We start from the raw sequence: 19,023 nt of genomic DNA, 5'->3' as shown, positions 1-19,023 counted from the left end.
GCGATGTTGCGGACCTGGCTGGTCAGGTTGCCCGCCATCGAGTTCACCGACTCGGTCAGATCCCGCCACACCCCGGAGACACCGCGCACGTGTGCCTGTCCACCGAGTGCCCCCTCGGTGCCCACCTCGCGGGCCACCCGGGTCACCTCGTCGGCGAACGAGGAGAGCTGGTCGACCATCGTGTTCAGGGTGTCCTTGAGCTCGAGGATCTCCCCCTGCGCGGTGACGGTGATCTTCTGCGAGAGGTCGCCGCGGGCCACCGCGGTGGCCACCAGGGCGATGTTGCGGACCTGGCTGGTCAGGTTGCCCGCCATCGAGTTCACCGACTCGGTCAGATCCCGCCACACCCCGGACACCCCGCGCACGTGGGCCTGACCGCCCAGGTTGCCCTCGGTGCCCACCTCCCAGGCCACCCGGGTCACCTCGTCCGCGAACGACGAGAGCTGGTCGACCATCGTGTTCAGCGTGTGCGCGAGGCCGGCGACCTCGCCGCGGGCGTCGACCGTGATCTGCCTGGTCAGGTCGCCGCGGGCCACCGCCGCCGCCACCTCGGCGATGCTGCGCACCTGGGTGGTGAGGTTGCCGGCCATCACGTTCACCGAGTCCGTCAGGTCCCGCCAGACCCCGGACACCCCCTTCACCTGCGCCTGGCCGCCGAGCTTGCCCTCGGTGCCGACCTCCTTGGCCATGCGGGTGACCTCGTCGGCGAACGCGGAGAGCTGGTCGACCATCGTGTTGACGGTCGACTTGAGCTCGTGGATCTCACCCCGCGCGTCCACCGTGATCTTCTGGGAGAGGTCGCCCTGGGCCACCGCCGTGGTCACCTGGGCGATGTTGCGGACCTGGCTGGTCAGGTTCCCGGCCATCGAGTTCACCGACTCGGTCAGGTCCGCCCAGACCCCGGAGACCCCCTTGACCTTCGCCTGACCGCCCAGGTTGCCCTCGGTGCCCACCTCGCGGGCCACCCGGGTCACCTCGTCCGCGAACGAGGAGAGCTGGTCCACCATCGTGTTCACGGTGGTGCCGATCCGCAGGAACTCGCCGCGCACCGGCTGGCCGGCGATCTCCAGCGCCATATGCTGGGACAGGTCGCCCTCGGCCACCGCGGCGATGACCCGGGCGACCTCGTGGGTCGGCCGGGCCAGGTCGTCGATGAGGGAGTTGACCGCCTGCGTCATGTCCGACCAGCCACCCGGGCTGCCCAGGTCCTCCATCCGCAGGGTGAGCCGACCGTCCCGGCGGATGACCTTGCTGACCCGGGCGAGCTCCCGGGCATGGCGCTCCTGCAGCGCCGCCAGTTCGTCGAAGCGGCGCAGCACCTCCCCGGCGACGCCGCCCTGGGCCGACTCCTGCGTCGACAGCCGGGTGGAGAAATCGCCCTTCCCCAGCCGGGTCAGGCCGACCAGAAGATCGGCGATCAGGTCGTCCGCCGAGGTTCGGGACACCCCCCCATCGTGGGCAACGAGGGGTGGATGCGGATCGTGCGGTGCATGGGGGACGATGGTCGCGGTAGCGTCACGGCCGGACGGGGCAGGATCGGCCCGGGCAGGATCGGCGCTGTCGGCGGGCACAGTCGGATCGCGGCGGGCCGGGGACTGGTGGTCGTCAGTGGCACTCATCGGTCTCCTAGCTGAGCTCAGTCGGCACGATCGTCTCGGACGACAGGCCGGGTGGAGCGGCCCGGACCAGGGGGCGATCTCCATGGGGCACCGGCGGGGCGGACGTCGGTGGACAGGTGACACCAGCCGCCAGTATCCGCCTCACGACGGACAACGCAGGAGAGACTAAGCGACATGACTGGCGCAGGAGGGGGCCCGGCGACGTCGACGCACGCCATCACGCTGCCGCCCACGCCCGACTCCCCTCGGTCCGCGCGACGGTTCGTACTCGAAACCCTACGCGGTCGACTGGACGATGATCTGATCGATTCCGCCCTGCTGCTGGTCACCGAGCTGGTCACGAACGTCGTGGTGCACGCGGGCACAGCGGCCACCATCGACGTGCGCCCGCTGGGGACCGCAGTGCGCATCGGCGTCGCGGACCGTCACCCCGTGCGCATCGGCATGTCCCGGGTGAAGAAGGTCGACGTGCCTCGGCCGCCGTCCGCCTTCGCCGAGGAGGCCGACTTCGGCATCGACGGACTGCGTGAGGACGGCCGTGGCCTCGCCCTCGTGGACGCGCTGGCCACCAGCTGGGGTACCGAACACGGCCGCGGCGGCAAGACGGTCTGGTTCCTGCTCGGCCCGCCCGACGCCCCCGATCTGGCTGATGCCGGCGGCTCCGCCCTGGCCGGCGGCGTCGAGGCCAGGCTGGTTGGCGGCACCGAGGTGGTTGGCGGCACTGGGGTACTTGGCGACACTGAGGTACTTGGCGACACTGAGGTGGTTGGCGACACTGAGGTGGTTGGCGGCGCCGGTGGCGGTGCGGTGGTGCCCGCTCAGGCACGATCGCCGCGGCTCATCGCCCGCGACACCGCCCGCGCCCTCACCGCCGAGGGTGAGGTGAACGAACTGCTGGCCCAGCTCGTCGACGCGCTCGCGGTCAGCGGTGGCGAGGTCCGCCGCCCCGGCCGAGACGGTGGACGGGTCGAGATCGTGGCGACCCTCGGCGTCCTCGGTGACGACCTCGACGCCCTGGCTTACCCACTGGACCCGACCCAGGGCAGCCTCGGTGAACTGCTGCTGTGGACAGCGGCCCCCACCGGGCTCGTCCACGGCGACGTCGAACGGGTGCGGCTGGCCACCCGCTGGATGGCGCTGGCGCTCGGCGGTGGCGACATGCGCCGGGCCGAGGAACGACGCATCGGCATGCTGTCGTTCCTCGCCGAGGCGTCCGATCTGCTCGCCGGCAGCCTCGACATCGGCCACTCGATGGCGCTGCTGGCCCGGCTGCCCGTGCCCCGCTTGGCCCAGTGGTGCGCCGTCTATCTGCATCGGGAGAACGCCGACCCGACACTGTGGCAGGCCACTCATGCCGAAGAGAGCATGGAGAGCGCGCTGGCCGACGCGGCCGCCGACCCGAACGGCCCGCTGATGGCCGCGGTACGCGGTGCCAGCGGTGACCGGGCCCGTTCGCTGGCCGCGTTCGGCGGTCCAGCGCTGGTCATGGTGCTGCGGGCCCGCCGCCGGGTGCTCGGCGTGCTGGCCCTGGGCCGTCCGGAGGGCAACGCGTTCGCCGCGGACGAGATCGATCTGCTCGCCGATCTCGCCCGCCGGGCCGCGTTCGCCATTGACAACGCCCGGCTCTACAGCCGGCAGGTGGAGCTCGCCGGCACCCTGCAGGCCGGGCTGCGACCCCCCGATCTGCCCCAGATCACCGGTCTGGACCTCGGCTCCGCCTACGGCGCCGCCCAGTCCGCCGGCCTCGACGTCGGCGGCGACTTCTTCGACCTGCTGTGGGGCCGCTGGGCTGGACGATCGCGATCGGCGACGTCTGCGGCAAGGGCGCTGAGGCCGCCACCGTCACCGGGGTGGCCCGGGCCGTCCTGCGCCTGCTCACCGGCCGCGGCACCGACCTCGGCGAGGTCCTGCTCGAACTGAACCGGACGCTGCGCGACGCCGCCTCGTCCCACCCGAACGGTCAGGGCCGTTTCTGCACCCTGGCCGCGGCATCCGTGCTCGGCCCCGTGCCGTCCCTGCCGTCCCAGCAGATCCTGGCGTCGCGGTCGGACCCGGCCGGTGGCGGCGCGGCGGAGGTGCGGCTGCGGCTGTTCCTCGCCGGCCATCCGCAGCCGGTCGTGCTGCGCGCGGACGGGCAGGCCGTCCTCGTCGGTCGGCCCGGAACGCTGCTCGGTGTCCTCGACGACGACGAGGTCTCCTTCCCCGCCATCGATGTCACGCTGAGCCCCGGCGAGGCGCTGATCTTCTACACCGACGGCGTCATCGAGGCCAGAGACGGCAACGAGCTGCTCGGCGAGGACCGGCTGCTGGCCGCGGTCAACGACTGCGCCGGACTGTCCGCGCAGGGCATCGCCGACCGGGTGCGCACCGTCGCCGAACGCTTCGCCGGCGGCAACCTGCGCGACGACGTTGCGATCCTCGTCGCCCGCGTGCCCGGGTAGCCCACCGGTGGCCAGCCCCCAGTTCGCGGCATCGGCCCAGCTCAACGGGGCCGAACAGGTTCAGATGCCCGCCTGGCATCGGGGTAATCCAGGCGATCCGGATACCGACGCTTCAATCCGGCTCCGGCGGGTACACCTCACCTCGATGTCCTCGTTGTTCAGGCTTGGTGGTCGATGAGCGCGTCTTCGGTTCCGATGGACGTGGTGCGGCAGACGACGACGCGATGCCCACCCGCAACCCATATTCTCGCCGAGCTTCCGTACCTTCCCTCGGCCGTCCCGCAGGCACGCCGTGTCCTGCGTGAGGGCATGCGGCTGGCCTCGATCCCCGAGGACGTCCGCAGCACCGCCGAGCTACTGGTCAGTGAGCTGGTGACGAACGCGGTCAAGTACGGCGAGCCGCCGTTGTGGCTGTTCATCGAGATGCGGCCCGGGTTGATCCACGCCTCGGTGTCGGACACGTCCACCGTCCTGCCACAGCGTCGCGTCGCCGCCGCCGACGCCGAGGGCGGTCGTGGCCTGCTCGTGCTCGACGCCCTCGCCGGCAGCTGGGGAACCGTGGCCGCCGAGTCCGGCAAGTACCTCTGGTTCGACCTGCCGGTGCCCGGGGCGACCTCCGATCCGGCCACCCGGTCCGGCTCCGGCACGCGGGTCGCCCCCGTGCAGGAGGGCACGCGGGACGGCGCGGCCGCGTCGCCTGGTCCGGTCACACCGTCGCCGTCGGCGTCGCCCCCGGCAGATCCGGACACGTCCGCTCCGGATGCGGCGACCACGTCCGCGGCGCCGTCGGCGGTGCGCACCACCGATCGTTCCCCCGGCGGCATCCGCCCCGACGATGTGCCGGTGCCGCCCGGCCCGCCACCGACCGCCGTGGTCGCCTCGGGGGCTTCGGTGTCCGGCCGGTCGGCCGCGTCCTTTCCCGGCCCCCACACCACGCTGCTCGCCACGGGCCTGTTGACGGACCCGGCACGGCCGCTGTCGACCCGCACCCGCGGCACCGCCGATCCCCGCGGTGCGTCGGCTCGCCCCGGCCGGGACGCCCGCGCAGCCCACGACGGCCGGGACGGCCACGGCACCCGGGAGACGACCCGCAGCGCCCAGGACACCCACGACGGCACCGCCCCGGATCCGACGATCGTCACCCGGCTGCTCTGAACCCTGGATCGCCTCGAGTCCGGTACCCGGCCGGGCCCTGGCGCCCGGCCAGGTGTCCGCACCCGTCCACGGTCCGCACCCACCGGCACGGCTCTCCCGGCCGCCGCGTGCTCCACCGGCTGGCGCGCACCGACGCGCGGCAAACCGTGTCTTTGGCCTGCGGGTATACTTGCGCTCCAGGTCGGGAGTCGCGAGATCCGGTGGGATTTATAGCCAACAAAAAACAGCCACGGTCAATGGAAAAATGATTTCCGGCCGATCACCTCGGTAGCGGATGGATGTGCGGGTCGGTGCGGCCGACTCCCCCGACAAGGACTGTTACATGGCGCAGAACGACACCACCACCGACGTCTTCGAACCGTCCGTGGACAACGAGGCCACGATAAAGCTCTGGCAGGACCGGCATTCCTTCGAAGTGGCCGACCTCCTCCCGGCGGGCGACGACGAGCGGCGGCGCTATGTCGTGAGCATGTTCCCCTATCCTTCCGGGGACCTGCACATGGGCCACGCCGAGGTGTACAGCATCAGCGACGCGATCGCCCGGTTCGAGCGGCTGCGCGGCGCCGCCGTGGTCCATCCCATCGGCTGGGACTCGTTCGGTCTGCCGGCGGAGAACGCAGCACTGCGCCGAAACCTGGATGCGGCCCAGTGGACGTACCAGAACATCGACGTGCAGGCCGAGTCGTTCAAGCGGCTCGGTATCTCCTTCGACTGGCGCACCCGGCTGCACACCTCCGATCCCGAGTACTACCGCTGGAACCAGTGGATTTTCCTGCGCATGTTCGAGAAGGGTCTCGCCTATCGCAAGGCGGCCCCGGTGAACTGGTGCCCGACCGACAAGACCGTGCTCGCCAACGAGCAGGTCATCCAGGGAAAATGCGAGCGGTGCGGCACCGAGGTCATCAAACGGAAACTCACCCAGTGGTTCTTCCGCATTTCTGACTATGCCCAGCGCCTGCTGGACGACATGGCCCAGCTCGAGGGCAACTGGCCGGACGACGTCCTGGCGATGCAGCGCAACTGGATCGGCCGCTCGGTCGGCGCCCACATCGACTTCACCGTCGACGGGCGGGACGAGCCCGTCCGGGTGTTCAGCACCCGTCCGGACACGTTGTACGGGGCGACCTTCTTCGTCGTCGCCGCGGATTCCCCGCTGGCTGACGAGCTGTGCGCGCCGGAGCAGGCCGCCGCGCTCGCCGACTACCAGGCCCGCACCCGGGCCACCCCGGAGCTGGAGCGGCTGGCCACCGACCGGCCGATGACCGGTGTCTCCCTCGGCCGGACCGCCCGCAATCCGCTGACCGGCGACGCCGTGCCGATCTACGCATCCGACTACGTCCTGGCCGAATACGGGACCGGTGCCGTGATGGCGGTACCCGCGCACGACCAGCGCGACCTCAACTTCGCCCGGGCGCTCGGGCTGCCCGTGCGGGTCGTGGTCGCCACCGACGAGCCGGACCCGGCCACGACCGGCGTCGCGACCTCGGGCGACGGGCGGCTGGTCAACTCCGGCCCGCTGGACGGCCTGGCCGTGCCGGCGGCCAAGGCCGCGGTCATCGCGGATCTCGAGGCCCGCGGCGCGGGCACGGCCGCCGTGACGTTCCGCGTACGGGACTGGCTGATCTCCCGACAGCGCTACTGGGGCACGCCTATTCCGATCATTCACTGCGCGTCCTGCGGTGAGGTTCCGGTACCGGATGCGGAACTGCCGGTCCGGCTGCCGACCACCGGCTACGTACTGCGTTCCGACGACGGCAGCTCGCCCCTGCAGTCCGCCACCGAATGGCTGAAGGTGGCCTGTCCCACCTGCGGCGCGGCGGCCACGCGGGACACCGACACGATGGACACGTTCGTCGACTCGTCCTGGTATTTTCTGCGTTTCCCCAACCCGACCTACACCGACGGCCCGTTCGACCCGGCCGGGGTTCGGGCCTGGCTGCCGGTGGACGAGTACGTCGGCGGCAAGGAGCACGCCACCGGCCATCTGTTCTACGCCCGGTTCATGACCAAGGCGCTGCACGACCTGGGTTATCTGCCCTTCACGGAGCCGTTCACCCGACTGACCAACCAGGGTCAGGTCATCATGAACGGCCGGGCGATGAGCAAGAGCCTGGGAAACCTGGTCAACCTGCAGGAGCAGCTCGCCCAGTACGGGCCGGACGCGGTCCGGATCACCATGCTGTTCGCGAGCCCCCCCGAGGAGGACATCGACTGGGCCGACGTCTCCCCGGCCGGGTCCATCAAATGGCTCAACCGGGTGCTGCGGCTCGCTCGTGACATCGGTGCGGCAACCGGCGACCCGACAGCCACGGAAAAGCCCGCGGGTGGCCCACCGGCCGGCGGTGATCCGGCGGTTCGCAAGCAGGTGCACGCGCTGATCGCCGCCGTGACCCGGGCGATGGAGGGCAAGCGGATCAACGTGGCGATCGCCCGGATGATGGAGCTGACCACGGCGGTGAAGAAGGGGCACGACAGCCTGCCCGGCCCGGATGCCGCCGTGCGTGAGGGAGTGTCGTCGTTGGTGCGGATGCTGTCCGTCGTCGCGCCGTTCTCCGCGGAGGAGGCCTGGTCGCTGCTCGGGAACGAGCCGTCGGTCACCGATGCCGGCTGGCCGTCCTTCGACCCGGAGCTGCTCGTCGAAAAGACCGTGACCTGCGTCGTTCAGGTCAACGGAAAGGTCCGGGACCGGATCGAGGTGCCGGCGTCCGTGACCGAGGACGAGCTGCGGGATCTCGCCCTTGACGCACCGAAGATTCGGCCGCTGGTCGCCGGCACCGACGTCCGCAAGGTGATCATTCGGGTTCCGCGGGTTGTGAACCTGGTGCTCTGATCGTCTCGTCCGTCGGCGCCAGGACGACCCGGCGGGGCCGGGCGTGCCCGAGGAACTCCGCGAGGGCGAACTCGTAGCCGTAGGCGCCGGCCATCGGGAAGACGATCACATCACCGGGTCGCACCGAACCGACCGTGATGTCGCGGGCCAGGGTGTCCTCCGGTGTGCACAGTTCCCCGACGACGGTCACCGCCCGCCCCGCCGGGTCGGTGCCCCTCGGGTCGGTGTCGGTGTCGGCGTTGGGGTCGGCGTCGGCGTCGGCGTCGGTGCCCTTCGGGTCGCCGTCGGCGGTGCGGTTCACCACGGCGAAGTTGTGCACGATCTCCCAGGATGTCGGCAGGGCGAAGTGGTGGATGCCGCCCCGCAGCACGACGAAGTCGGTGCCGTACGACCGCTTCACATCGATCACCTGCGCGGTGTACCAGCCGCAGTCGGCGACAAGCAGCCGGCCGGGTTCGAAGATCACACTTAGCCCGGCGGGAACCGGCAGCCGGCTGAGCCCCTCCCCGAACCGGTCCAGGGCGAAGGGCTGCTCGCCCCGGCGATCGGGCTCGAACGGCACGCCGAAGCCACCCCCCACATCGACCACACGCAGGTCCAGATGGGCGGTGCGGGCCGTGCGCACGGCGAAGTCGAGGCACCAGTGGACATAGTCCAGATGGGCCTGCGCATCGAGGTTGGCGGAGACCGCATGGACGTGGAACCCGGCCACGTCCAGATGGGGGAGGCCGGCCGCGAGTTCGAGGACGGCGGGCACCTCCGGCTCCGGGATGCCGAACGCGCTCGGGCGCCCGCCCATCTGCAGAGAGCCGGTGAGGTGAACCCGGCTGGGGTTCACCCGCACGGCCACGGTGACCCGTCGCCCGCACCGGGCCGCGATGTCCTCCAGCCGGCGCAGCTCACCCGCGCTCTCGACGTTGATCACCGCCTCCGGCACCTCGGTCAGGGCGGTCAGCAGGGCGGGGATCGCGAAGGTCATGGTCCCGAGAATGGGGATCATCGGTCGTGTAGTCCATCTGTTTTTTGTGGGATGAACCGTTAAGCTGGACTACATGATCGATGTTCGACGGCTGCGGCTGCTGCGGGAGCTCGACAGCCGGGGGACGATCGCGGCGACCGCACAGGCGTTGCATCTGACCCCGTCGGCGGTCAGCCAGCAGCTGGCGGCGCTCGCGAAGGAGACCGGGGTTCGGCTGCTCGACCCGGCGGGACGGCGAGTGCGGCTCACCCCGGCGGCGCAGGTCCTGCTGGAACATGCCGACATCCTGTTCGCGCAGCTGGAGCGGGCCGAGGCGGATCTGGCCGCGTTCGACGAGGGACGGGTCGGCTCGGTGGCGGTGGCGGCCTTCACCACGGCGATCTCCGGGATCGTCGCACCGGCGCTGCTCGCGCTGCGGGAAAGCCGGCCACGGCTGCGGCTGTCGGTGACGGACGTGCCGGAGCCGGCCTGTTTCGACCAGGTGCTCGGTGGTGAGCTCGACCTGGCGATCGGGATCACCCACGCCGGGGCGCGGCCGTTGGATTCCCGGCTGCTGCGGATTCCGCTGCTGGACGATCCGCTCGAGGTCGCCCTGCCGGTCGGGCATCCGTATGCGTCGGCGTCCGTGGTTCCGCTGGAAGCGCTTCGGGCAGACGAGTTCATCGTCAGTCGTCCGGGTACGGCCTGTCGGGAGGTCGCGCATGCGGCCTGTGCGGCGGCCGGTTTCGTTCCCCAGGTTCGGCACAATGCGGATGACTTTGTCGCGATCCTTACCCTGATTGCTGCCGGGTGTGGCGTCAGCCTTGTGCCGCGGCTTGCCGGGCTGTCCTCGACCGACCAGGTGGTGCTACGTCCCATCGCCGGTTCCGTACCGATCCGGCCGATCTTCGCCGCCGTCCGCCGCGGTTCCCACCAGGCCCCCCACCTGTCCGCCGTCCTCGCCGCCCTGGTCGCCGCGGCTCGTTCCCCCAGCCCGTATGACGCGCCTGCATCCGTTCGGGGAGGCGAGGCGTGGGCCGTGCACTCCGGATAGGAGACCAGGATCTGTGGGGGCAGGGTGCGCCAGGACGCGGAGACCGTGTGCCTGCGGCGCCGCGAGCTGGCCGCCCATCCGTACCACCGGGCCGCCGGCGTCTGCGACGGCCCGTGACGGCGGCGATGTCGGCCGTCGAGACCGGCCCAGCGGGGTAACGCGACATCGGATGGCCCCCGGAAAACACCGAAGGGCACCAGTGGACGACGACGGGCGCCGGCCAGCGACAGCTGTCAGGGCGCTGGCCGGGAACATTCGTGGACAGCCGGGAACATTCGTGGACAGCGCCCCAGCGGGTCGGTAGGGGCGCTGCGACCGGCCGGATTTTGACGGGCGGGCGGGCGGACGGGCGGGCGGACGGGTGGATTCCGGGTGGTCACAGGGGGGAGTGAACGCCGTGGCTCTGGAGGGCGCCGCGGGTGAGGGCCAGGGCGTCGGGGGAGGCGTTGATGTTGTTCTGGTCCATGAAACTGAAGGCGAACAGGCCGGCGGCGCTGAGCTGGCGGACCGCGTCGCCGGACAGCAGCGCGTGCATGTCGGACTCCCACGTCGCCTGCGACTCGGACTTGTAGTGGGCCAGCATGACCGGGCCGTACTGGCCCAGGGCGGCGGTCATGTCCCGTACGTCGGCGGCATTCGGATCGTTGCCCATCGCCTGGAAACTCTGGAAGTCCGAGGCCCGCATCACGTCGGCGAAGTAGGGCAGCATCGACTTCCCGCCGCCGATGACCGGATCGTCCCAGCGTTGCTGCCAGCCGCCCCAGCCGAGCGACACCCGCGCGTTCGGCGCGTCGGCATGGAAGATCTGCAGGGCGGCAAGGTACTGGTCCTTGAGCGTCAGGTAGTAGTTGGTCGTCTCGGGGCTGGCGGCCCAGGAGTTGGTCTGGCACGGGTAGGTCTGGAACTCGGTGAACAGGGTGACGTACAGCGCCGGACCGTCCGCGGGGCCGGCGAAGATCGAGGCGAGTTCGCGGGCATCGGCCAGGAACGCGCTCGACAGCGGGTAGTCCCGGCCGCAGGCCTGGCCGTGCGGGGTGGAGAGAGTGCCCATCGAGCCGGTTCCGTCCAGCCAGACGATGAGATGGATGCCGTGGCCCGAGCGGTACACCTGGGGGATCAGATCGGCCTTCCACCTGCGCAGGAAGTCGAGGTCGTTCGGACCGTTGAACCAGGTGCTGTAGAAGTCGAGGTCGCCGGCCAGAGTTGAGGTCTGCGCGCTGTCGAGGGCGGGGCCGAGCCCGAACCGGAGCTTGCCGGTCGGTGTGGCCGGTACCGGACGGATGGCATCCGCGAGTGCCTCCCGCTGGGCGCCGGTGGCCGCGGGAACGAGGGCCGTCCCGTGTCCCGACGCACGCCGGTTTCCGTCGAGCCCGTCCGTCAGCTGGCCGACGAGCACGACCGCGACGGCGGTCATCACCACCAGTGCAACGAGGGGCACCGCCAGATGTCGAAACCTCCGGCTACGCATCGAAACATTTCCTCTCGTGACGACCGCCCTATGTGGCGAGACAGTAACTGATCCGATACTTTGAGGAGCCACATGGGGGAGATGATCTGACGGAGGCGGCGTGTCGGCGCTGTTGACGCGGTCTGTATCGCCATGGAGGTCGTCGATGGGAACAGGGTCCGGGCTGGCCATGTTGTGTCGCTGTTGTCATCTTCGTGGTCCGTCGAGGGTGGTGTTTGGTGATCGCGGGGTACGTCCGCCGGCACCATGAACCGTCGTGATCGCACCACGAGACTCCTGACCATCTGGCTTCGTCGCCGGCGCCGCTCGGGCCTGAGCCCGTCCGACCCCGGGGGTGATCTCGTCGGCGATGCCGTTGCCGGCGATGTGGCCGGCGGCGATGTCAGCGGCGACGAGGGCCGTGGCGGTGGTGACGGGGCTGGTGACGGGGCTGGTGGCGGTGGCGCGGCCGGGGCCGGCGGGGAGCCTGCGGACGGGGAGCCGGACGAGATCGGTGAGCTGATCCGGATGGTGGCCCGGGAGGGGTTCGGCTTCCCGCAGCTGCGCGATGGACAGCTGGCGGCGATGCGGGCGGTGGTCCAGGGGCGGGACACCCTGTGCGTGCTGCCGACCGGCGGTGGCAAGTCGGCGGTCTACCAGATCCCCGCGCTGGTGCTGGCCGGGCCGGCGGTCGTCGTCTCGCCGCTGATCGCCCTGCAACGCGATCAGGTCCGCAGTCTCACCGAGCGCCTGTCGGCTCTGCTGGCCCCAGCCGCGGAGCCAGCCGCCACGGAGCCGCCGGAGGCCGAAGCCTCGAGGGGCGAACCGCCGGAGGCCGAAGCCTCGGGGGGCGAACCGTCGGGCGCGGCGTCCGCGTCGGGGCAGGTGGCGCCGGCGGTGGCGGCGAACTCGGATGCGAGTGCGGCGGCGCGGCGGGCGGCGTTCGACGCGGTCCGCCAGGGGCAGACCGAGTTTCTGTTTCTCGCGCCGGAGCAGCTTGCTCGTGATGACGTCCGGGCGGCGTTACGCGAGGCGAAGCCGTCCCTGTTCGTCGTCGACGAGGCGCACTGCGTGGCGTCCTGGGGACATGGGTTCCGGCCGGACTACCTGCGGCTCGGCCAGGTGATCGAGGACCTGGGGCATCCGACGGTGGTGGCGTTGACCGCGACCGCCGCGCCGCCGGTGCGCCGGGAGATCCGCGAGCGGCTGCGGATGCGGGAGACCGTCGAGGTGGTGAGCGGATTCGACCGGCCGGAGATCCAGCTGTCGGTGGCATCGTTCACCAGCGAGGAGGCCAAACGGGCGAGCCTGATCGAGCGGATCGCCGCCGAGGCGAAGCCCGCGCTGGTCTACGCCGCGACCCGGCGGGCCACCGAGGAGCTGGCCGCGGAGGTCACCGAACTCGGCCTGACCGCTCACGCCTATCATGCCGGCCTGCGGGCGGCGCACCGCCGGGAGATCGAGGCCGACTTCCTCGCCGACCGCTGCGACGTGGTCATCGCCACCACGGCGTTCGGTATGGGGATCGACAAGCCGAACGTCCGGACGGTCATCCACGCCGAGGTCGCCGACTCGCTCGACTCCTACTACCAGGAGATCGGCCGGGCCGGCCGGGACGGGCAGCCGGCGCTCGCCTGCCTGTTCTACCGGCCCGAGGATCTCGGACTGCGCCGCTTCCAGGCCGCCGGGCAGGTGGACGAGACCGCGCTGCAACGGGTCGCCGTCCTGCTCGGTCACGCCGAGGGTCCGGTCACGGCGCGTGAACTCGCACAGGCGGCGCAGCTGCGCGCCCCGACGCTGCAGCGGCTGGTGGATCTGCTCGTCGATGCGGACGCGGTCGTTGTCCACGATGACGGACGGATCGCCGTCCACCCCGCCGCCCCCGAACCACCGGAGGCGGCCCGCCGGGCGCTCGCCGTCGCCGAGACCCGCGCCGACATCGACCGTTCCCGGGTCGAGATGATGCGCGCCTACGCCGAGACCCGCACCTGCCGGCGGGCCTTCCTGCTCGCCTACTTCGGTGAACTGGCCGTCGGCGGCGTCGACCCCGAGGCGGGTTCGGCGGCGAGCACCATGGGTGAACCGTGTGGGAACTGCGACAGCTGCCTTGCCGACCGGTCGCCGGGACGCGGCACCGATCCGTGCGAGCCTCGACGCGTCGAACCGAACCAGTCGGACGACCCCGCCGCGCCGGCTGCCCCGCCGTTCCCACCGGGATGCGCCGTGCGGCACGTGGCCTGGGGCGACGGGCAGGTGGTCCGGGTGGAGGGCGACCAGGTCACCGTCCTGTTCGACGGCGCCGGTTACCGCACCCTGTCGGCCACCGCCGTCCAGCAGCGATCCCTGCTGGCCCGTACGTGACCGGCTCGTACGTGGTCGGCCCGGCCCGGGACGGACGGGCCGCGGCGCCGGTGAGCTGCTACCTCTCGGCTACGCCCTTGCGGCCACCCCCGTCGGGCTCGCATCTTGCGGTATTGCCCGTTCGACGGTCAGTATCCGTTCTGTCCAGAACATCCGGATAATTGCCACTTCGGACGTGTCGCAGACCGTGCGCTGGACCGATGCGCCAGAGCGCTGCCGCGCCGCAGCATGGTCACGCGCGCGGCCAAGCAGGGAGGACCATGGCCGCACACGCGGAGCTGCAGATGAGTACCGCCCTGATCACTGGGGCGTCGTCGGGAATCGGGGCGGCCTTCGCCGAGGCGTACGCGGCGCGGGGGGCACGCCTGGTCCTCGCGGCGCCGGGTGAGCCCCGCCTGCGCGAGGTCGCCGAGCGGCTGCGCCGGGTCCACGGTGTCGACGTGCACACCGTCGCCGTCGACCTGGCCGAGGAGAGCGGCCCGGACACGCTGGCGAAGGCCGTCGCCGAGATCGGCCTGGACATCGACATCCTGGTCAACAACGCCGGGTTCGGGAGCCGCGGCCCCTACCACGAGATCTCCGCCGAACGTGATCACCGGCAGGTCATGCTCAACGTCGTGGCGGTGGAACGGATCGCGCACCTGTTCCTGCCCGGCATGGTTGCCCGGGGCGGCGGAACCATCATCAACACGGCGTCGACCTCGGGATTCCAGGCCGTCCCGTACATGGCGGTGTACGGCGGTTCGAAGGCGTTCGTCCTGCACTTCTCCATCGCCCTGTGGGCGGAGTACCGCCGCTATGGCGTACGGGTCCTCGCACTGTGCCCCGGCCCGACGGAGACGGGCTTCTTCGACGCGCTCGGTTCCCGGATGTCCGCCGGCGGACGGGTGCGCTCCACCGACGAGGTGATCGCCTCGGCCTTCCGTGCACTCGAGCGCGGGCAGGCCTATGTGATCGACGGACGGCTCAACTACCTGACGTCCAACGCCTCCCGGCTGCTGCCCCGCGGGCTCGTCGCCCAGGTCACCGAGCGGGTGCTGCGTCGCGGCTCGATGGCGATGGTCGGCACGACGAGGACATCGCGATACCGCCGCCTGCGCCGGAGCGGCACCACCACCTGAGCACCCCCGGGCCGCACGGCTCCGGCTCACCCGCGACCGCGGGACCGTCCGTCGACGTCGATGCGAGCGGGCGACGTCAGCGCGAGGCTGACGTCGCCACCGGCGTCGCTGGATGGTCATCCGCGGTCGGGGTGAGACCACCGAGGTCGGCGACGAGTTCGAGGCAGCGGATCCGATCGGCCGGTTCCTGGGCGTTCGTCACCACCATGATCTCGTCCGCTCCGGTGGCATCGAGCAGCGCGTCAAGACCGGCGCGGACGGTCAGCGGTGAGCCGACGATGTGCGACGCGGTGATGTTGTCCGCCGCCGCCCGTTCCTGCGGCGTCCACGGGTGGACCGCCGCCTCCTGCGGGGAGGGGAACGTCCCCGGACGCCCACCGCGCAGCCGCAGCATGGCCAGGCGCACCGGGCTGTGCAGCCACTCGGCCCGCTCGTCGTCGTCCGCGCACATCACCGCGGTGGCGACGATCGCGTACGGCCGCTCCCGGCCCGGTGACGGCTGGAACGACCGCCGGTACAGCTCCAGCGCCGGAATGGTGTTCGCCGAGCTGAAATGGTGCGCGAACGCGAACGGAAGCCCCAGCATCCCGGCGACCTGCGCGCTGTAGCCGCTGGACCCCAGCAGCCAGATCGGCGGCACCGGCGCCTGCGGGAACGCCTGCACCCCGCGCATCGGATGCCCCTCGGGAAACTCGCCGCCGGCAAGGAAGGTCGTCAGTTCCGACAACTGCTGGGGAAAGTCATCCACGGCCAACGGCCCCGCCGTGCGCCGCAACGCCCGCGCGGTGGCCGGATCCGTGCCCGGGGCCCGCCCGATGCCAAGATCGATCCGCCCGGGAAACAGTGTGCCCAGGGTGCCGAACGCCTCGGCCACCGCCAGGGGAGCGTGATTGGGCAGCATCACCCCGCCCGACCCCACCCGGATGGTACTGGTGGCTGCCGCGATCTGGCCGATCAGAAGAGTCGTCGCCGAACTCGCGATGCCCGGCATCCCATGATGCTCCGCCAGCCAGTACCTGGTGTAGCCGAGCCGTTCGGCCTGCCGGGCCAGCTCCAACGATCCCTGTAGCGCCGTGCTGGCGGGCACCCCGCCGCCGACGGGAACCAGATCCAGAACAGACAGCGGTACACGCCGAGTCAAACTCACGCCAGAGTGCAACACCATCCCCCCACTCCCTCTTCCCGCCCGTGCCCGATGGTCGCAGCTCGGACTCCGGTCGGACTCCGGTCGGACTCCGGGCCATCGGATCCCGGTGGCGGGATCAGTCGATGGAGGTGGAGTTGAGGTATTCCTCGGCGATGTCGTCCAGCTCGTCGGACGGATGGCCGAGCCGGGTGCGGACCCGGCGGCGGCCGACGAGCAGCAGGTCGAGCAGGAAATCGGGGACCGGTGCCGACTCGCAGCGGTGGTAGCCCATGGTGAACCAGGTGTGGGCGTCGGCGAGCAGGTCGGCCTGCTCCAGGGACTCGGCGACAGCCTCGTACACGCCGGGATCGTTCGAGCGGGAGGCGCGCAGCTCGGCCCGCAGGGACGTCGCTTCCTCGGTGCGGTGGTCGCGCAGCAGGGCGTCGTGCAGCCAGACCCGGGGATCGGGGGAGCAGGCGCTGCCATCGGCGACGGCGGCGCGGTAGCAGCGGGTGGCCTCAGGCCAGTCCTCGGCGAGACCCCACTGGCTGCCGGCGTCGACGAGCAGGGAGGCACGGGTCACCGGGTCGCTGTGCTCGTCGGTCCGGTCCGCGAGGGCCTCGAGCCTGGCGGCGGCGCCACGGTGGTCGCTGTCGCCGGCGGCCCGGTACACGATCTCTTCGACGTCCTCGTCGGTAATCATGCGTGCCATTGTGGTCGTCGCAGGTGCGGGCGGGACGGTGGGCCCGTGCTGATCCAGTGGTACGCGTTGGCGCGGCGGTGGCGGGGAACAGGCTGATCGACCGCTGGCCGCTCCGATCGGCCGGCAGCAGCGGGAGGACCTGGATGGCGGGCACGGACGGCAGGACCGGTGCGGGCACGGGCCGGGACAGCGGCGCGGGTGAGGCCGTGGGTGTGGGGAAGGACCCGGGCGTCGGGAAGGACACGGGTGCGGGGAGGGACACGGACGGAAGGGACACGGACGGAAGGGACACGGACGGGGGGGACACGGCCCGCGGCGGTCGTCGCGCGGTGGCGTTCGTGCTGGGTGGGGGTGGGATGTTGGGGGCGAGCGAGGTCGGGATGCTGGCCGCGTTGCTGGACGCGGGCATCCGACCGGATCTGGTGGTCGGGACGTCCGTGGGGGCGATCAACGGGGCGGCGATCGCGGCGGAGCCGTCGGCGACGACCATTGACCAGCTGACCGATCTGTGGTCGGGGCTGGGGGTGTCCGACGTGTTCACCGGGGGGCCGGCCAGGCGGGTGGCGACGGTGATGCGGCACGGCCACCTGCATTCGAACGCGGGGCTGCGGGCGCTGCTGCGCAGCCATCTGCCGGACACGCCGATCGAGCATCTGCCGGTGCGCTTCCAGTGCGTGGCGGCGAGCATCGAACGGGCCGCCGCGCACTGGTTCGACCGGGGGCCGCTGGCCGAGGCGGTGCTGGCGTCGTGCGCGGTCCCCGCGTTGCTGCCGCCGGTGCGCATCGGCGACGAGCATTTCATCGACGGTGGAATCGTCGATTCGAATCCGGTCGGACGGGCGGTGGAACTCGGCGCGCGAACCGTCTACGTCCTGCATGTCGGACGGATCGAGCGGCCGCTGCGACCGCCGCGCTGGCCGTGGGAGGCGGGTCTGGTCGCGTTCGAGATCGCGCGCCGGCGCGGGTTCACCGAGGCGATGGCCCGGCTGCCGGCCGGGGTGGCGGTGCACGTGTTGCCGGCGGGTGACGACCGCGCCGCGCCGATCGTCCCGTTGCGGTACCGCTCGACGGGCGGTCTGGTCCGGCGGATCCGGCAGGCGAGGGTCGCGACCACGGCCTATCTCGACTCCGTCGCCGACGGCCGGGCACGTCCGGTCGACGTCGGCTGAGCGGGAGGGCGCTGTGGGTGTGCCACCGTGGGTGGTCCGCCGGTTCGTGATCGACCCGGTGTTCGTGCCGGTCGCGGCAGTGGGAGCGGTGCTTGCCCTCGGGGTCGCCGGGCTCGGGCTGGTCGTGGCGCCGCTGCTGGATCGCCGCCGGCGGCTCGCGCGGGCCGCGTTGATGGTCGCGCTCTACCTCACCGCGGAGGCGGTCATCATCGTCACGGCCTTCGCGCTGTGGCTGGCCCGACCGGTGCTGGGCCGGGCGCGGTACGAGCATGCGCATGTGGTGGTGCTGCGCGGTGGGCTGGAGGTTCTCGTCGGTGCGGCCCGTCGGCTGGTCCGGCTTGAGCTTGAGATCACCGAACCGCCACAGGGAGCACGACCCGACGGTTCGCCGCCGGTGCTGGTGCTCAGCCGGCACGCCGGGCCCGGGGACTCGTTCGTGCTGGTCCACCTGCTGTTGAACCGTTACCGGTTGCTGCCGCGGCTGGTGCTGCTCGACTCGCTGCAACTCGACCCGGCGATCGACCTGCTGCTCAACCGACTCGGAGCCTGCTTCCTGCGCAACGACGGGTCGCAGGACGATGCGGCTGAGCGCATCGGTGCCCTCGCCGCCCGGCTCCGCCCCGGGGAGGCTCTGGTCATCTTTCCGGAGGGGGCGAACTTCACCCCGGGTCGCCGCCGCCGGCTGATCGCCCGGCTGCGGGCCGGTGGCCTGTGGGAACGCGCCGCGGTCGCCGAGGACCTCGACGCGGTGCTGCCGCCCCGACCGGCCGGGGTGCTCGCCGCGCTCGCGGCCGGCACGGTGGCCGCGACGATGATCGTCGCGCATGCGGGGCTGGACGAGTTCGCCGCTCCCGCGGACGTGTGGCGGGCGGTGCCGTTCGGCACGCCGCTGGTGCTGCGCTGGTGGTGGGTGCCGGCAGCGGAGATCCCGCGGTCGGCGACGGGACGGACGCAGTGGCTGACCATGCACTGGGCGGTGGTGAACGCCTGGATCGACGCCCAGCGCGCCGCCGCCGCGGGCACCGGACCCGGCATCGAC

11 protein-coding genes and 2 pseudogenes are annotated in these 19,023 nt (G+C 71.5%); 8 read left to right on the top strand and 5 right to left on the bottom strand.

The window, feature by feature from the left end:
* Positions 1-1,619: HAMP domain-containing protein (locus tag ND747_RS10510; protein ID WP_251733318.1), on the bottom strand; the 1,619-nt coding region annotated here is incomplete at its 3' end.
* Between the two features lie 174 nt (positions 1,620-1,793).
* Between ND747_RS10510 and ND747_RS10505 the strand changes: the two are divergent.
* The 3 genes and pseudogenes from ND747_RS10505 (at position 1,794) to leuS (ending at position 8,045) form a co-directional block, all read left to right on the top strand.
* Positions 1,794-4,060: pseudogene (locus ND747_RS10505) on the top strand (SpoIIE family protein phosphatase).
* Between the two features lie 174 nt (positions 4,061-4,234).
* Positions 4,235-5,215: an ATP-binding protein gene (locus ND747_RS29295; protein ID WP_285900314.1), complete on the top strand. Its 981-nt coding sequence runs from the start codon at positions 4,235-4,237 to the stop codon at positions 5,213-5,215.
* A 322-nt stretch (positions 5,216-5,537) separates the two neighbouring features.
* Entirely contained in the window at positions 5,538-8,045 is a 2,508-nt protein-coding gene (gene leuS / locus ND747_RS10495; protein WP_251733317.1) for a leucine--tRNA ligase, read from the top strand.
* Here the strand turns inward: leuS and ND747_RS10490 are convergent.
* Positions 8,008-9,003 (bottom strand): annotated as a pseudogene (locus ND747_RS10490) (type III PLP-dependent enzyme); the annotation flags it as partial. The gene leuS and the pseudogene ND747_RS10490 sit on opposite strands and share 38 nt — an antisense overlap.
* Positions 9,004-9,097: 94 nt before the next feature.
* On the opposite strand from ND747_RS10490, the gene ND747_RS10485 reads away from it, so the two are divergent.
* The gene (locus tag ND747_RS10485) at positions 9,098-10,057 is read left to right on the top strand and encodes a LysR family transcriptional regulator (protein WP_251733316.1); all 960 of its coding nucleotides are present in this window, start codon (positions 9,098-9,100) and stop codon (positions 10,055-10,057) included.
* 376 nt (positions 10,058-10,433) lie between these two features.
* On the opposite strand, the gene ND747_RS10480 is transcribed toward ND747_RS10485, so the two are convergent.
* Positions 10,434-11,495 (bottom strand): hypothetical protein, encoded by a 1,062-nt coding sequence (locus ND747_RS10480; protein WP_251733315.1) that lies wholly within the window; start codon positions 11,493-11,495, stop codon positions 10,434-10,436.
* Between the two features lie 276 nt (positions 11,496-11,771).
* Between ND747_RS10480 and ND747_RS10475 the strand changes: the two genes are divergently transcribed.
* The gene (locus ND747_RS10475) at positions 11,772-13,865 is read left to right on the top strand and encodes an ATP-dependent DNA helicase RecQ (RefSeq protein ID WP_251733314.1); all 2,094 of its coding nucleotides are present in this window, start codon (positions 11,772-11,774) and stop codon (positions 13,863-13,865) included.
* Between the two features lie 260 nt (positions 13,866-14,125).
* Entirely contained in the window at positions 14,126-14,986 is an 861-nt protein-coding gene (locus ND747_RS10470; protein ID WP_251733313.1) for an SDR family oxidoreductase, read from the top strand.
* A 76-nt stretch (positions 14,987-15,062) separates the two neighbouring features.
* Here the strand turns inward: ND747_RS10470 and ND747_RS10465 are convergent, their stop codons facing one another.
* A complete protein-coding gene (locus tag ND747_RS10465) occupies positions 15,063-16,151 on the bottom strand; it encodes an LLM class flavin-dependent oxidoreductase (protein WP_374216203.1) in 1,089 nt (362 codons plus the stop codon).
* A gap of 97 nt (positions 16,152-16,248) precedes the next feature.
* On the bottom strand, positions 16,249-16,815 hold the full coding sequence (locus ND747_RS10460; protein ID WP_251733335.1) for a hypothetical protein: 567 nt from the start codon (positions 16,813-16,815) through the stop codon (positions 16,249-16,251).
* 329 nt (positions 16,816-17,144) lie between these two features.
* On the opposite strand from ND747_RS10460, the gene ND747_RS10455 reads away from it, so the two are divergent.
* Together ND747_RS10455 and ND747_RS10450 are read left to right on the top strand one after the other, a co-directional pair.
* Entirely contained in the window at positions 17,145-17,984 is an 840-nt protein-coding gene (locus tag ND747_RS10455) for a patatin-like phospholipase family protein (RefSeq protein WP_251733311.1), read from the top strand.
* A 13-nt stretch (positions 17,985-17,997) separates the two neighbouring features.
* Positions 17,998-19,023, top strand: a 1,026-nt coding sequence (locus ND747_RS10450; protein WP_251733310.1) for a 1-acyl-sn-glycerol-3-phosphate acyltransferase, incomplete at its 3' end; no start/stop codon positions are given.

Source organism: Frankia sp. R82, assembly GCF_023716925.1.
Classification (GTDB): domain Bacteria; phylum Actinomycetota; class Actinomycetes; order Frankiales; family Frankiaceae; genus Frankia.
Note: the sequence above shows the minus strand (reverse complement) of the source record. Positions and strands in the feature narration are given on the sequence as shown.

What these genes read in the sequence shown, in the direction of transcription:
- ND747_RS10475 (WP_251733314.1), top strand. Translation starts at nt 11,772, where the DNA reads ATGAACCGTCGTGATCGCACCACGAGACTCCTGACCATCTGGCTTCGT.
- ND747_RS10465 (WP_374216203.1), bottom strand. Translation starts at nt 16,151, where the DNA reads ATGGTGTTGCACTCTGGCGTGAGTTTGACTCGGCGTGTACCGCTGTCT.
- ND747_RS29295 (WP_285900314.1), top strand. Translation starts at nt 4,235, where the DNA reads ATGAGCGCGTCTTCGGTTCCGATGGACGTGGTGCGGCAGACGACGACG.
- leuS (WP_251733317.1), top strand. Translation starts at nt 5,538, where the DNA reads ATGGCGCAGAACGACACCACCACCGACGTCTTCGAACCGTCCGTGGAC.
- ND747_RS10485 (WP_251733316.1), top strand. Translation starts at nt 9,098, where the DNA reads ATGATCGATGTTCGACGGCTGCGGCTGCTGCGGGAGCTCGACAGCCGG.
- ND747_RS10460 (WP_251733335.1), bottom strand. Translation starts at nt 16,815, where the DNA reads ATGATTACCGACGAGGACGTCGAAGAGATCGTGTACCGGGCCGCCGGC.
- ND747_RS10470 (WP_251733313.1), top strand. Translation starts at nt 14,126, where the DNA reads ATGGCCGCACACGCGGAGCTGCAGATGAGTACCGCCCTGATCACTGGG.